The organism is Dyadobacter sp. 32, assembly GCF_902506755.1.
Classification (GTDB): domain Bacteria; phylum Bacteroidota; class Bacteroidia; order Cytophagales; family Spirosomataceae; genus Dyadobacter.
The window spans coordinates 5,547,771-5,562,621 of the sequence record NZ_LR735258.1; the positions used below are offsets into that span (position 1 = coordinate 5,547,771).

The 14,851-nt window shown below is 44.8% G+C and carries 15 protein-coding genes; 11 read left to right on the forward strand and 4 right to left on the reverse strand.

Annotation, left to right across the window (positions count from 1 at the left end):
• Positions 1-17: 17 nt before the first annotated feature.
• Positions 18-1,205 carry a glycine C-acetyltransferase gene (gene kbl, locus DYADSP32_RS22740; protein ID WP_149240617.1) on the forward strand — a complete coding sequence of 396 codons (1,188 nt, stop codon included), beginning with the start codon at positions 18-20 and terminating at the stop codon, positions 1,203-1,205.
• 54 nt (positions 1,206-1,259) lie between these two features.
• On the opposite strand, the gene DYADSP32_RS22745 is transcribed toward kbl, so the two are convergent.
• The gene (locus tag DYADSP32_RS22745; RefSeq protein WP_414617984.1) at positions 1,260-2,066 is read right to left on the reverse strand and encodes a transglutaminase-like domain-containing protein; all 807 of its coding nucleotides are present in this window, start codon (positions 2,064-2,066) and stop codon (positions 1,260-1,262) included.
• A 378-nt stretch (positions 2,067-2,444) separates the two neighbouring features.
• Between DYADSP32_RS22745 and DYADSP32_RS22750 the strand changes: the two genes are divergently transcribed.
• Genes DYADSP32_RS22750 through DYADSP32_RS22770 form a run of 5 tightly spaced genes read left to right on the forward strand, consistent with a single transcriptional unit; the run spans position 2,445 to position 6,465 of the window.
• Positions 2,445-3,068: a TetR/AcrR family transcriptional regulator gene (locus DYADSP32_RS22750; protein WP_149240615.1), complete on the forward strand. Its 624-nt coding sequence runs from the start codon at positions 2,445-2,447 to the stop codon at positions 3,066-3,068.
• A 6-nt stretch (positions 3,069-3,074) separates the two neighbouring features.
• Positions 3,075-3,425, forward strand: coding sequence for a DUF4260 domain-containing protein (locus DYADSP32_RS22755; RefSeq protein ID WP_149240614.1), 351 nt, complete (start codon positions 3,075-3,077; stop codon positions 3,423-3,425).
• Positions 3,426-3,467: 42 nt separating this feature from the next.
• Entirely contained in the window at positions 3,468-4,832 is a 1,365-nt protein-coding gene (locus tag DYADSP32_RS22760; protein WP_149240613.1) for a TolC family protein, read from the forward strand.
• The gene (locus tag DYADSP32_RS22765; protein ID WP_149240612.1) at positions 4,829-5,407 is read left to right on the forward strand and encodes an NAD(P)H-dependent oxidoreductase; all 579 of its coding nucleotides are present in this window, start codon (positions 4,829-4,831) and stop codon (positions 5,405-5,407) included. The genes DYADSP32_RS22760 and DYADSP32_RS22765 overlap by 4 nt, the downstream gene beginning before the upstream one ends.
• Positions 5,408-5,427: 20 nt before the next feature.
• Entirely contained in the window at positions 5,428-6,465 is a 1,038-nt protein-coding gene (locus DYADSP32_RS22770) for an efflux RND transporter periplasmic adaptor subunit (protein WP_149240611.1), read from the forward strand.
• Between the two features lie 5 nt (positions 6,466-6,470).
• On the opposite strand, the gene DYADSP32_RS22775 is transcribed toward DYADSP32_RS22770, so the two are convergent.
• Positions 6,471-6,809 (reverse strand): type II toxin-antitoxin system PemK/MazF family toxin, encoded by a 339-nt coding sequence (locus tag DYADSP32_RS22775; RefSeq protein ID WP_149240610.1) that lies wholly within the window; start codon positions 6,807-6,809, stop codon positions 6,471-6,473.
• 4 nt (positions 6,810-6,813) lie between these two features.
• Complete coding sequence (locus DYADSP32_RS22780; protein WP_149240609.1) at positions 6,814-7,005, reverse strand: hypothetical protein; 192 nt, start codon at positions 7,003-7,005, stop codon at positions 6,814-6,816.
• A gap of 35 nt (positions 7,006-7,040) precedes the next feature.
• On the opposite strand from DYADSP32_RS22780, the gene DYADSP32_RS22785 reads away from it, so the two are divergent.
• Positions 7,041-10,100 carry an efflux RND transporter permease subunit gene (locus DYADSP32_RS22785; protein ID WP_149240608.1) on the forward strand — a complete coding sequence of 1,020 codons (3,060 nt, stop codon included), beginning with the start codon at positions 7,041-7,043 and terminating at the stop codon, positions 10,098-10,100.
• 60 nt (positions 10,101-10,160) lie between these two features.
• On the opposite strand, the gene DYADSP32_RS22790 is transcribed toward DYADSP32_RS22785, so the two are convergent.
• Positions 10,161-10,877 carry an RDD family protein gene (locus DYADSP32_RS22790; protein ID WP_149240607.1) on the reverse strand — a complete coding sequence of 239 codons (717 nt, stop codon included), beginning with the start codon at positions 10,875-10,877 and terminating at the stop codon, positions 10,161-10,163.
• 82 nt (positions 10,878-10,959) lie between these two features.
• On the opposite strand from DYADSP32_RS22790, the gene DYADSP32_RS22795 reads away from it, so the two are divergent.
• From DYADSP32_RS22795 to DYADSP32_RS22810, 4 genes are all read left to right on the forward strand, one after another.
• On the forward strand, positions 10,960-11,919 hold the full coding sequence (locus DYADSP32_RS22795) for a stage II sporulation protein M (RefSeq protein WP_149240606.1): 960 nt from the start codon (positions 10,960-10,962) through the stop codon (positions 11,917-11,919).
• Positions 11,920-11,932: 13 nt separating this feature from the next.
• On the forward strand, positions 11,933-12,805 hold the full coding sequence (locus DYADSP32_RS22800) for a hypothetical protein (protein ID WP_149240605.1): 873 nt from the start codon (positions 11,933-11,935) through the stop codon (positions 12,803-12,805).
• A 74-nt stretch (positions 12,806-12,879) separates the two neighbouring features.
• Positions 12,880-13,659, forward strand: a complete 780-nt coding sequence (locus DYADSP32_RS22805; protein ID WP_149240604.1) for a DUF4129 domain-containing protein — start codon at positions 12,880-12,882, stop codon at positions 13,657-13,659.
• Positions 13,652-14,839: a DUF4350 domain-containing protein gene (locus tag DYADSP32_RS22810; protein ID WP_149240603.1), complete on the forward strand. Its 1,188-nt coding sequence runs from the start codon at positions 13,652-13,654 to the stop codon at positions 14,837-14,839. The genes DYADSP32_RS22805 and DYADSP32_RS22810 overlap by 8 nt, the downstream gene beginning before the upstream one ends.
• Positions 14,840-14,851: the final 12 nt, after the last annotated feature.

The following is a 14,851-nucleotide window of genomic DNA, read 5'->3' on the forward strand; positions in this document are numbered from 1 at the left end:
TTTAAATCTATACAACCATGTACGGAATTCAGGAAGCACTTCAGAAGGAATTGGAAGAAATAAAAGATGCGGGACTATATAAAAAGGAACGTGTGATTGTGACCCCGCAGGCTGCCCAAATCGCTACCGACAACGGTAAGGAAGTATTAAATTTTTGTGCAAACAATTATTTGGGATTATCGTCTCACCCCGATGTGATCACTGCGGGTATTGAAGCTATTCAGTCCCATGGTTTTGGCATGTCCTCTGTTCGGTTCATTTGTGGCACACAGGATATTCATAAAGAGCTGGAAAGAAAAACGGCGGAGTTTCTAGGGACGGAGGATTGTATATTGTATGCCGCAGCTTTTGACGCAAACGGTGGCTTGTTTGAGCCCCTGCTGGGCGAGCAGGATGCAATTATCTCTGATGAATTAAACCACGCATCTCTTATCGATGGGATCCGTCTCTGTAAAGCAAAGCGGTTTCGTTACAAGCATAACGATATAGATGATCTGGAAGCACAGCTCAAAGGCGCGCAGGGCTGCCGGCGCATTCTGATTGTTACAGATGGGGTGTTTTCTATGGACGGAACCATTGCGCGCCTGGACAAAATTTGTGATTTGGCAGATCAGTACGGTTCTATGGTGATGATCGACGAATGCCACGCCACAGGTTTTATTGGTAAGACGGGTAGAGGTACCCATGAATTCCGGAGTGTGATGGGACGTATTGATATCATTACAGGTACCTATGGAAAGGCCCTTGGGGGTGCGTCAGGAGGTTTCACAGCGGCAAAAAAGGAAATTGTGGAGATACTTCGTCAGCGGTCACGTCCGTATTTATTTTCCAATACCCTGGCTCCCTCCATCGTCGGGGCTTCTATTAAAGTATTGGATATTCTTACTTCTTCCACTGCACTCCGCGACAAACTGGAGGCTAATACTGCATACTTTCGCAAGGAAATGACGGCAGCTGGTTTTGATATTTTGCCTGGGGAGCATCCCATAGTGCCCATCATGCTTTACGATGCTAAACTGGCCCAGGAATTTGCAGCTCAATTATTAGAAGAAGGTATCTACGTGATCGGGTTCTTTTATCCGGTTGTGCCAAAGGAAAAGGCAAGGATTCGCGTTCAGATATCCGCCGGTCACGATCAGCATCATCTCGAAAAAGCCGTAGAGTCCTTTACAAAAGTGGGGAAAAAACTGGGAGTGATCCAGTGAAACACCGAAATGTGGAAATTAAGAATGAGGGGCATAATTCTCATTCTTAATTTTTTATTCAGCATGATCCGGGATTGCCCTTTCCATCAGTTCCACTTCAACATGTAACGATTTCAAAATCGCATTCCCATATTGGGTTACCATCGCCACATCGGCCGCATCCCGGCCATGGGCGATTTCTATTCGATAGCCTTCTGTCTTTTCCTGGACCGCGTCAAAGGGATGCCATTCGCCACCCATGTACACTTCAAACCAGGCATGAAGGTCCATGTCTTTCAGTTTATCCAGGTAGCCTGCTGTCATGCGTGTAGGAATACATAAATTTCTGCAGAGAGCAATGGCCAGGTGGGTGAAGTCGCGACATACCCCGATTCGGTTTCTGGCCACGTCAAGCGCCGTAGTACTGGCGTCGGTAACGCCATATTGGTACTTTACATTTTGATAGATCCATAGTCTGATCGCTTCAACCTGCGCATAACCTGGAGCAATATTTCCTGCTATCTCCATGGCCAGTAAATTGATCTCATGCAGGTCCGACTCGCAATACCTGCTCGGTAAAATATAATGCATGGCTGCATCGGGGACGTTCTCCACCAGATTGAATTCTGGCAAGGGGTCCGGGGCATGCTGGGCGTTTACCAGCGCAAGCACTTCCGTACTGATCGTAACCTGTCCTATCGGCAAAATCGCACGCTGACAGAGATTACCGTATATGTCACTATATTCAGAAAATGGGACGGGTGGCTGAATGTTAAAAGCTTCCAGGATAATGGTTTGTCCTTCCTGCCGTCTGGGACGAAGCATTGTGGTAATCATGGTGGGAGCATATACGTCATACGTAAATATGCTTCTTCCCTTCATTTGCATGGATATGTCGAGTTATTATTCTGGTAAATATATAAAGCTTTGACAGGTTAAAATTATATGCCACCATTTTTATCGGGGGCATATAAGAGATTTTTTCGGCGTCATTGTTTGTCAATATTTATTGTTCCCAATGTGTCTTTTGCGTTGTGTCTCTCTCCACCGTCATTATTCCAGATTGTAAATGCGCTCCCCCACGACCAGCAGGCTTCATTACCGACATAGGCTCAATCCTATTGTATTTTGCTCAGATCTCAAGTATTGCTTTTTGACCGCTGTTTTATTCAGAATGTTAACTTTTGCACATATTTTTTCTAAACGTATTGTTTTTACTAAACACTGTTTATTATATTTGCAATGTAAATAATACATGACATGGGGATTACAGAAAGAAAGGAAAGAGAGCGGGAGGAAATGCGTGATTTGATATTACGGGGTGCGCAGAAGCTGTTTTTGGAAAATGGTTACGAAAAAACAAGTATACGCGGAATAGCTGATGCAATAGAATATAGCCCTGCCACGATATATCTTTATTATAAAGACAAAAATGAGTTGCTGCTGGCCTTACATGTAAAGGCTTTTGAGAAAATGATTTCGGAATTTACCGTGGTAGCCAGCGTGCCAGATCCGTTCGAAAGACTTGTCGCGTTAGGGGATCAGTATATTAAATTTGCCCTGGAGAATCCGGAGCTCTACGATCTCATGTTTATCATGCAGGCGCCGATTGAAGCACTTGCATGTAAAAACGAGGTGTGGGAAGACGGAATGAAATCATTTGATTTTCTAAGGTTTGTTTTTTCGGAGTGTGTTCGTGCGGGATATTTCAGGGCAGAGCTCAATGTGGATACATCCTGCCTTACGATATGGAGTTACATGCACGGCCTCATCACCATTTATCTTAAAAACAGGATGGATATGTTTGAGGATGACCGGCCCATGGAGCGTATGCAGGAATCGTTTCAATTGTTTGTAGAGATGTTGAAAATTTCTTTTAAATAAATCGTGATGCGACTACTGCTCAACCTGGAAGATTTTGCTGAATTCCTGTTTGCTATTTTTATTTTTTCTTATCTGGATTTTGCATGGTGGTGGTTTCCTGCACTACTTCTTCTGCCTGATCTGAGCATGATCGGTTATATTTTCAATACCAAAGTTGGCGCTGTTTTGTACAACTTTTTTCATCACAAAGGTTTGGGGATTGCAGTGGGAATAGCTGGATTTGCGAGCGGAAATCAACAGTTGATGTTGGCAGGAGCCATCCTGTTCGGCCATTCCGCCATGGACAGATGTTTTGGGTACGGCCTGAAATATCCGGATAGTTTCCGAAGCACCCATTTGGGAGAAATAGGAAAGTAAAAAAAAATGCAGTAACACTAAACGCTGTTCATTAAATTAGTCATGATTAATAAAATTTTTCTTTACATCGTCCTTCTCCCTGTATTTGCCCAGGCGCAGAAATCAGGGGTTTTGGAGAATTATGTGGAGGAAGGTCTGCAGAATAACCTTTCTTTACACCAGGAGTCGTTAGAAATCAAAAAGTCGATGGAGTCCATTCGTCAGGCGAAGGCGCTCTTTTACCCACGGCTTTCCTTCAACCCGACTTATTCCTATGCTGCCGGTGGGCGTCGCCTGAATTTTCCTGTAGGTGATCTATTAAATCCTGCCTACAAATCGCTGAACGAACTGACCGGGACGAATCAGTTTCCAACCAATATCGAAAATGTGAATGAACTGCTGGCGCCTACCAACTTCCACGATACCAAAGTGAATGTGCAGTATTCGATCTACAATCCGGAAGTAAAGTATAATTATCTCATTCAAAAAAGCCTGTTATCGGCTCAGGAAGCGAAGAAAAGGGTAGTAGAGAACGAGTTAAGACACAATATTGAAGCAGCTTATTATCAATACCTGCAATCGTTGGAAGCTGTAAAAATCCTGGATAACAGTAGTGCGATATTGAGCGAACTGGTAAAACTGAACAAAAAACGGGTAGCCAACAATACGGCAACAAAGGATGTGGTGTTTTCATCGGAATATGAAGCCAGCAAACTTGTCCAGCAAAAAATAGAAGCTGAGAATAATTCACGTGTGGCCGGCGCTTACTTCAATTTTCTGTTGAACCGGGATTTAGGTCATGACATCCTCGTTGACTCCACCTTGATCCATACTGAAACGATCAATTTTGGAGGAGCGGACGAGCTGGCGGGATTGAAACAGAAGGCCAGAACCGGACGGAGTGAATTGAAACAAATAGATATGTCGCTGGATGCGGCCCGTCATGCCATCACTTTACAGCAAAAGGCTGCGTCGCTTCCAGCTCTGTTTATTGGTGGAAATGCGGGTTTTCAAGGTTATGGTTATACATTCAAGAACCAGGCTTATATGGTGATGCAGGCTGGTTTGCAGTGGGACATTTTTAAAGGCTACGAAAGGAAATCAAAAATCCAACAGGCCAAAATTCAGGCGGATTTACTACAGACCAAAAAAACGGATGTTGAAAAACAGATCGAATTACAGACTACACAAGCTTATTATGATTTTGTATCAGCGGGCGAGGCACAAAGGTCATTTGGGGAAGGAGTGCAAAACGCCGCTCAATATTTCAAGGTCGTAGATAGCCGATACCGCAACGGAAATGTACTGCTGATGGAGTACATAAAAGCCCAGAACGACGTGCAAACTGCTCGCTTGCAGCAGGTAATTGCCAAATATAATGTTTTAATCAAAAAATCGATTTTAGATAAAATTACTGTTGAGCCATGAAAAAGATATTGATTATCAATGGACACCCCGATGTTGTAAGTTACAGCTCCGCGATGGCAGCAGCGTATAAGAAAGGAGCGTTAGCATCGGGAGCCGAAGTACGTGAAATCGTTGTCGCGGAGTTGCGCTTTAATCCCAATTTACAATATGGATACCGTCAACGTGTGGAACTGGAGACCGATCTGCTGGAAGCAAGAGAGAAAATTTCCTGGGCCGATCATCTGGTGTGGATATATCCGATTTGGTGGGGTGGCTGGCCAGCTCTGCTCAAAGGGTTCATTGATAGGGTATTCCTGCCGGGTTTTGCATTTAAATACCGCGAAAATTCGGTGTGGTGGGATAGGCTACTAGCCGGTCGGAGTGGCCACGTGATCAACACGCTCGACCAGCCAGGCTGGTATTACTGGCTCATCAATGGTCGTCCGGGATATTATGCAATGAAAAAAATGGTGCTCGAGTTTTCCGGGATCAAGCCGGTGCGTACTACGGTTTTGGGTCCTATGAGGAGTTCAACGGATGCAACCCGCGCTAAGTGGTTAGAGAAAATTGAAAAATCGGGAGCCCAGTTTCAGTAAGGTATATTAAATGAATAGCTATGAAAGCAATATCCACTTTTGTCATCCTTTGGGCGCTTTGGGGCTGTGATGCCAATCAAGAAAAGCAGGAAAAGGTCGTCACGGACGAAACCGTGATTCCGGTAAAACTCAGCCTGGTGGAAGCTGAAACAAGATCCGAGCCCATTCGTGTGGCCGGTACGGTGGCATCATCAGAAGAAGCACGTTTGTCTTTTAAAATCGGAGGAATTGTTTCCAGAGTTTTTGTGAGGGAAGGGCAAGCAGTGAGAAAAGGACAGCTTTTGGCCGTTTTGGATATGACCGAAATTGATGCGCAGGTGAATCAGGCTCGTTTTTCAGCTGAGAAATCGGAGCGGGATATGAAGCGTGTTCAAAATATGCTCAAAGATACAGCGGCAACCTTGGAGCAATTGCAAAATGCAACCACCGGCAATGACCTCGCTCAGCAGAACCTGAAAATCGCCCGGTTTAATCAATCTTATGCGAAAATTATTTCACCCATCGATGGAACAGTAACACGCAAACAATTCAATGAGGGAGAGTTTGCAGGGCCTGGTACGCCAGGTTTAGTGATCACTTCAAGCCGTAGGAACGACTGGGTAATGCGCTTGAATGTATCGGATAAAGATTGGGCCCGATTGAAAATTGGTGACAAAGCAAATGTACAGCTGGATGCTTATCCCGAAGAAACCTTTACCGGTACCGTCACCAATCTGGCGCAGTCGGCAGATCCTGTGAGCAAATTGTACCAGACGGAGGTGAAAATCAATCCTGCCGGAAAGCGGTTTGCCACTGGATTGTATGGAAAAGCTCAGTTGATATCATCACAAAATCGGCAATACGCAGTCATTCCCGTTGAAGCGGTGATTGAAGGAAACGGAAATAAGGGGTTCGTATTTGTCAATGAAAATGGAAAAGCAAAGCGATTGCCGATCACAATTGGCTACCTGGATGGCGAAAAGGTTTTGGTTTCACAAGGGCTTGAAAACGTTAAAGAAGTGATCACATCAGGTTCGGCCTTCCTGACGGACTCGGCTACTTTGCAAATTAAGAAGTGAGAATTTTAACTGATAAGTTTCAAAAGGGCGTCTACCAATAATTTTGTAAATGGAGGGTTAACAGACGTGATATGGTTGGTGATCAGCGATTCGTTCAACAAAAATACCTTGTGCACACGCACGAAGCCTGTTAACGGGAGCGGGTTATCAACAAAGTCGGAATCATTAATTGAAATGGAAAGATGGTCGCCCTTAACCTGACTGGTGATTTGGATCAATAGATAATCTCCAGTTGCATTTACACTGTCATTGGAAATAACAAGTGCTGGTCTTTTTTTGGTTTGGGATCTGTCGGTAAACGGGAATTGTACGGCTACAATATCTCCACGCTGATAAAGTGCCATGGGATTAGATCAATTTATTCCAACGCTGATCTTCTTCGCTTTCCCATTCCTCAGAAAGTGCAGACTCGGAGAGCAAAGTAGTTTCATCGATTTTTAATAAACGTTTCACAATAGAAATTCCATCGATCTTATGAAGCTCTTTTTCTATTATCTCGATATCAACGTTCTCTCGAACAGTTACTAACAAAGTTTCCATCTCAACTGGGATTTTAACAATAATACAAAAAGAAAATGAATATTTCTGAATTTTCGGTAAAGAACTGGCAGTTTATGCTGGTGATGTTTATTGGGGTGGTAGCGTTGGGATTGAACTCCCTTTTCAACATGCCGAGAGGTGAGGACCCTGAGTTTTTTGCGCCGTCTTTTGCCATCGTGTATGTATATCCGGGCACCGATGCGCTGGATATGGAAGAGCTTGTGGTGGACAAGGTAGAGAAAAAGCTGATGGCGCTGGAAAATGTCAATAACATCAAAACCAACATAGACGACGGTCTGGCTGTGGTGGTGATTGAATACGATTACAGCGAAGATCCTGACGAGAAATATCAGGAGCTGATCCGTGAAGTGGGCGCGTTGGCAGCCGAGTTGCCTAGGGATATTTTTAAAACAGAGATACGGCGCTTTTCTCCAACAGATGTGAACATTGTTCAGGTGGCTCTCGTATCAGAAACGGCGTCCAATAAGGAATTGGGCGATAAGGCCGATGATCTTAAGGACGAACTTTCGAAAATCAAGAGTCTGAAGAGTGTGGAAAACTGGGGGTATCCGGCTCGCACGGTTCGTATTTCACTAAATCTTGAAAAGATCGCTCTGGAAGGCGTGCCGGTCAACCAGATCATACAGGCCTTACAAGCTGAAAACTACAATATTCCCGGTGGTAGTATTCAGGCCAATACCCGGAAATTCAACGTCAAAACTTCCGGCGATTACAAGTCTCTTGGCGAAATTAGGAATACCGTTGTCGCGAGTACCGGCTTTGGCACCCCTTCACAAAAGATCATTTACTTGTCTGATGTTGCTACCGTGGATTATGACGAAGCAGAGGAATCACACATAACCCGGCTAAACGGGCATCGTAGTGTACTTGTAACGGCTGCTCAAAAAGAAGGTCAGAATATAGAACAGGTCGGCAAATTATTAAATCCGGTGATCACTGAGTTTGAAAAAACACTTCCCTCTCACATCAGGCTGATCAAGAGTTTTGATCAGTCGGAAAGTGTGAGCAAGAGGCTGGGGCGATTTGCCAAAGATTTTGCTATTGCTATCTTTCTGGTGTCACTCACCTTGCTTCCGCTTGGTTTTCGGGCGGCACTGGTGGTAATGATCTCCATTCCGCTTTCACTGGCAATGGGCTTGGCGGCTATTGATTATCTCGGTTTCAGTATCAATCAGCTGAGTATTGTCGGACTGATCGTTTCGCTGGGAATACTTGTCGACGACTCCATTGTGGTGGTCGAAAACATTGAACGCTGGATGCGGGACGGGTACCCGAAACGGGAAGCCGCTGTGAAAGCTACCAAGCAAATCACTTTGGCGGTAATTGGTTGTACGGTTACGTTGGTGTTGGCATTTTTACCACTTAATTTTCTACCGGAAGCATCAGGGGATTTCATCCGGAGTTTGCCGATGGCAGTAAGCATGACCATCATCGCATCCATGGTCGTGTCGCTCACAATCGTTCCTTTCCTGAGCAGCCGGTTGCTGAAAGAATCGCATAATCCGGAGGGTAATATTTTTATGCGTTCGCTCAAAAAAGTGATCAGCGGATCGTATAGCAAGTTGCTGCATTGGGCATTACGCAATCCTTTTCCAACACTGGGTGTGGCCATTTTGTTGTTCGTGGGTTCATTGGGGCTTACCAAAGTGATCGGTTTTTCACTTTTCCCAAAATCAGAAAAACCCATGTTCCTGATCACCTTGGAAACACCGGATGGAACGGCTTTGTCGGAAACGGATCGTGTGGCGCGGTATGTGGAGCAGGAAGTGAAAAAGCTACCCGAAATCCGCTACATCACCACCAATGTTGGCAAGGGAAATCCCCGGATTTATTACAATGTGATCCAGCGCTCGGATGCGACCAACTATGCGGAGTTTTTTGTACAGTTGCAGGACATGAAACCGTCTGACAAGGAAGCGATCATCGAAAACCTCAGGACACGGTTTGCTAACGTGGTGAATGCCAAAGTGGAAGTGAAAGATTTTGAACAAGGCCCTAATACCGAAGCACCGGTTGCCATAAGGGTATTTGGTGAAGACCTTGACCAACTGCGTGCCGCGGCGGCAGGAGTAGAAAAAGTGTTGAAGGGCACTGCCGGAACCATATATGTGAACAATCCCATTGCGACCAGAAAGACCGATATCCGGGTTAAAATAAATAAAGAAAAAGCGAGCTTGCTGGGTATTTCAGTTGCTGAGGTAAACCGGACCATCAGGCTGGCCGTAGCTGGACTTAATATTGGCATGTTCAAGGATGAAAATGGGGATGATTATGCGATCAATCTCACAATGCCAAAAGGCAAAGTTGCAGACCAGCGTGTGTTGAACAATCTTTATGTCAACACGCTTACTGGGACTTCTGTGCCCTTAAAACAAATCGCCGATCTGCAATTTGAAAGTGCTGTGAGCCAGATCCGGCATTACGATCAGGATAGGTATGTGACGGTTTCGGCTTATGTGAAAAAGGGTTTTTTGGTTGATAATGTTTACAATGAAATTATCGCAAAGCTGGATCAATATCAGTTTCCCGAAGGCTTTTCGTACAAGGCTGCTGGTGAGCTGGAAGCGCGTGAAAAATCCTTTGGGGGATTGGGGACGATCATTCTTATCACCGCTTTTGGTTTCCTGGGTGTGCTTGTTTTGGAATTTGGTACTTTCAAAAGTTCGTTGATCGTGTTATCCGTCATTCCGCTCGGGATCATCGGCGCGCTGTCCGCTTTGTTTTTGGTTGGTTACCCGTTGTCATTTGTTGCGATCATCGGACTCATCGCGCTCATTGGTATTGAAGTAAAAAATTCGATACTGCTGGTAGATTTTACCAATCACCTCCGTTCTGAGGGAATGTCTCTGATTGATGCCATACGGGAAGCCGGTGAGATACGGTTTGTACCGATTGTACTCACGTCGTTTACGGCTATTGGCGGTCTTATTCCTTTGGCCATAGAAGGCAACCCGCTGTATTCGCCACTCGCATGGGTATTAATCGGAGGTTTGATCAGCTCCACACTTCTGTCCAGAATCGTAACGCCGGTTTTGTACAAGTTGTTACCGCCCAAAGTGGAGGTGAATGGCTGATCGGGTAACTATAATTTTTTGCATGGAAATTAGGAGCTGTGACAGGTTATTCCCGGGTGCTTACATATCGGAAGCAGCCACGTAGTACTGATAATCACTTACAATGGTTTTCAAAAATTCCTGGGGCTCGTCCAGGTTATTTACGCCGATTAATTCTTCAATTTTATGAACTGCGGCTTGCAGTAATTCTGGATTTCCCGAGGCAATCACTTTGCGCAGTGTGCTGATATCTTTGTCAGACAGTTGGGTGACGGAGGAATAGGATGGTTTGTAATCCGGGGCAAGTCCTGAATGCAGAAGCTGTGCAAGTCTTACAGAAGGTTGTGTTTTAACTACGGTAGTCCCGGCTGCAATATCTCCTACGCGCTGTCCCTTTCCATTGATGGCAATGGTAAGAACGGCAATCATGCCCGAAAAAAAACCGATGTCAACAATAGATAATAACCATCTGAGTAAATAAGCGCTTAGCGTGGCCTTGCTTCCATCCAGCTTAATAACCCGGATTTTAAGAGCCATTTTTCCAACTGTCTGGCCGTTAAGAAAGTATTCACACAGAAGCGGATACAGCAAAACAGGAAGAATTATTGCCCCTGTCATTATCCAGGTAGAGCCTAAGCCTCGACCTGCGCTATTGGCTATTCCTACCACCGCAATCACTGCCAGAAGCCAGACGAAGTATATGGCATAATCTATGAATTGTGCAAGTATCCGGTCCCCCACACTGGCTACTTCATAATCCACACCCACATTTTGGGCAGTTTCTATTTGTAAACTCATTAATTCCTAAAAGTTTATGCAGGCAAAAAAATAATTTATATTGCAGGAAAAATAACGGAAAGACGGTAATATTCCTATTCACATGAAGGAAGCAGTTTTTGTAAAGCGAAATTCCAGCCGCTGGCAGTCTTACGAGGAAAATCCGACAGCGGATCCGGATGAGCTTACAGCCCGTTTTATAATTCTTACCGACGATCTGTCCTACGCCCGCACATTTTATCCGGGGTCTACGGTTATGAGATACCTGAACGGACTCACTTCGCAGACCCACGGCAAGCTGTACAGTAACCGAAAAGAGGATAGTGGTCGCATCAAAAACTTCTGGGTGTACGAGTTGCCGTTTGTTTTCTTTAAAGCCAGATATCAGTTGCTTTATGCATTTCTGTTTTTTTTCGCCGCATTTCTGATCGGAGCGGTGTCGGCTGCGAATGACGAAACCTTTGTGCGCCTGATACTTGGCGACAGCTACGTGAATGAAACACTGGAAAATATCAAGGCAGGAGATCCATTGGCCATTTACAAATCTCAGTCATCCGCGGATATGTTTATGGCGATTACGGTCAACAACATTCGGGTCTCCTTTATGGCATTCACTTTGGGAGTGCTTTTTTCGGTAGGTAGTTTGTTTGTAATGATCCAGAACGGTATAATGTTAGGCGCATTTCAATATTTTTTTTATCAGCAACATCTTCTTGCCGCATCGGTTTTGAAAATATGGATTCATGGGACGCTCGAAATCTCAGCAATTGTGATTGCGGGAGGAGCCGGGCTTCTCGTGGGCAACAGCCTATTGTTCCCCGGAACTTATTCTCGCCTGGAATCTTTTAAAAGTGGAGCAAAGGAAGGCCTGAAAATGGTGATCGGGCTGGTTCCGGTCTTTATTATGGCGGGTTTTCTGGAAAGTTTCGTCACCAGGCTTACCCTGCCGATGTGGGCGAGTGCAGCCGTTATTTTCATTTCAGCGACTTTTGTGATCTGGTATTTTATTCTTTATCCGCGCAGGCGTTTCCATAAGCTAATATCTCCCCAACCTTCACTTTAAATCTATCTGCTTCATGAACAGTAAAACTATCGTATTATTACAAGAGCGTGATTTTGGTCAAAAAATGAACGCTTCGTTTGAGTTTGTTACTAAAAATTTCTCCCCCCTTGTAAAGGCTTTGCTATTCATAGCAGGCCCATCCGCCCTGCTTTCAGGGATTGCCAATGGCCTGTTCCAATCTGGAAACTTGTCAGCCGCTACGATGACCGATCCCTCTTTGATGGTCAGCCAGTACTTTGTGCTAGAGTTTCTTTTTGTTATTATATTTAGTGTTACAACTTATTTTCTGGCATATGCCACGGTAAGTTCATTCATTACCCTTTACGAAGAGAGGGGATCGTCGGTCGATATCACACCGGGCTTGGTTTGGAATAAATTGTCGGAAAACATTGGCGCCAGCCTGGGAGCTTTGGTACTTTCGTTCATAGCCACGATGGTTGGGGTGCTTTTCTTTATTGTACCGGGCATTTATCTTTCCATTGCACTTCAGTTTTTTATGATGATCACCATCCGGGAAAAGCTATCGGCTGTGGATGCATTGAAAAGGAGTCAGAAATTAATTAAGGATAAATGGTGGTCCACTTTTGGTTTGATCATGATTATGTCGATGGTAGCGGGTATTATCGCCATCATTTTTCAGCTTCCTGTGCTGGCCATTACCATGATGAAAACACTGGGGCTTACAGCGGATTGGACCAACCTTAAAGTGTGGATGGTACTGGGAAGTGCGCTCTCCATCCTGGGTACGTCCATTATTCAGGGGTTGGTGTGGGTGTCACTTGCATTTCAATATTATAATCTGGTGGAAAGACAAACCGGATCAGGGCTGATGACTGAAATCGACTCGCTGGGATCCAGTGACTGGGATCGTGCTAAAAGTGAATGATTTCTTTCTGGATGACCGGCATCTGGTGAGGCTGTTTTATAGGTTTGTTTTTGGTATGAGCAGTAAGTTTTTACATGACAGGTAACAAAGCGAAAGCGTTGATGGGTTTTTTACGCAAGTGCATGGCGCCGCACCATTGGACCTTAATACTTCTGATACTATGCCACCAATCTTTTTACCCGGCCATTGCTCAAAAGGATAGCCTGCAAAAACTCCGTCACGATGCCCGCTCCATCACGCCGCGGTTCCCGGCTAAGGAAAATCTTGAAGAGTTGCTAAATGATCGCGACTTCGACTACGCCGACGATCCGCAACCTCCCGCTAATCCTGCCGCTAAATGGATCAATTGGCTTTGGGATAAATTTACTTCGTTATTCGGAGGCAAGGCTTATGACAATTTCTGGAAATATATGATCATGGCCGGAGCTCTGGCATTGGTGGTTTTTATTCTGTTTAAGGCGAAGGTTCTGGACTATATACACCCATCCAAGGATAGCAATGCAGCGAACGAATACATAGTGGGGCAGGAGAATATTCATGAGATCAACTTTGAAACGGCCATTTCGGAAGCGCTTGCGGTTGGAGACTATCGTCTTGCTATCCGCCTTCAGTACCTGAAAACACTTAAAACCCTGTCGTCCAAACAACTCATTAGCTGGAAAGCCAACCGTACCAACCATAGTTATGTATTAGAGCTGGAACGGCATCCGCATCAAAGTGATTTTATACGACTTACAGCATATTTCGAGTTTGCCTGGTACGGCGATTTTAGGGTAGATGAGGCTGGATACAATGAAATGAAGACCTTTTCGGACGATTTTTACCATAAACTCAACCAGCGCTCCCATGTTTAATTTGAATCGCTACTGGTTTTTTCTGATTCTGGTGATCGCAGGCTACGGTTTGTTTGAGTATTATCGTCCCAAACCACTCGACTGGCGCGAAAGCTACTCCAACAAGGATCATGTTCCCTTTGGGGCAAAGGCAATTTTTAAGCTGCTCCCGGATCTTGTGGGTAATCAAGAGGTTGCGCCGCTTCGTTTGCCACCTTACAATCATCTGGAAAAGGACTCTCTTTTGCCCAATAGAAGCACATACGTGTTCTTGAACGATGATTTTACGGCAGATGAAAATGACCAGAAAGCGCTATTGGACTATGTGAAAAAGGGGAATACGGTTTTTATATCGGCCTATGAGTTTCCCGATTCGATGATGAATGTCTTAGGCGTAAAGGCTATGTTGCACGATCCTACCGGAAAGGACAGCGCGAAGTATGTGAACTTTACCAATCCTTTGCTTCGGAGCAAAAAGGGCTTTCTTTTCTCCAAGGATGACGGACGAAACTATTTTAAGGTGCTCCATTCTGAAAACGTCACGTTACTGGCCTCTAACGAAGACAGGGAACCTGTGTTTCTTCAGATTGACTATGGAAAAGGGCAGTTTTATTTGCATAACCTTCCTCTTGCCTTTACCAATTATTTCGTTGTGGATACAGTTGCCAATAAGCATGCTTTCGGGGCTTTATCGTATTTGCCCAAGCAGCCCGTCTTCTGGGACGAATACCAAAAGCAGGGCCGTTTTGGGGAGGATGAAAATTCTGTGTTCAGATATATTTTAAGTGAACCAGCGTTAAAAATGGCCTATTATGTTGCATTGGCATGTCTTTTCTTGTTTGCGATCTTCACCGGAAAGAGAAAACAGCGGATTATACCGATCATTACTCCGCCTAAAAATGCTTCTTTGGAATTTGTGAAAACAATTGGCAACATGTATTATCGCAAACGTGATCATGCCAACATGGCCGACAAATTGATACAGCATTTTTGGATATACGTTCGGGAGCGGTTTGGCATGAGCACTACTGGTATAAATGAAAGTGAGATCGTACGAGATGTTGCCCGGAAATCTGGGATGTCCGAAAATGATATATTAACCCTGCAGTATGAAATTGCAGATGCAGACGGGAAATGGACAGGAGATCGGCTAATGGATCTTAACCGCAGGCTCGAGGATTTTTACGAGAGAACCCGGTAAGAAGGAATAGAT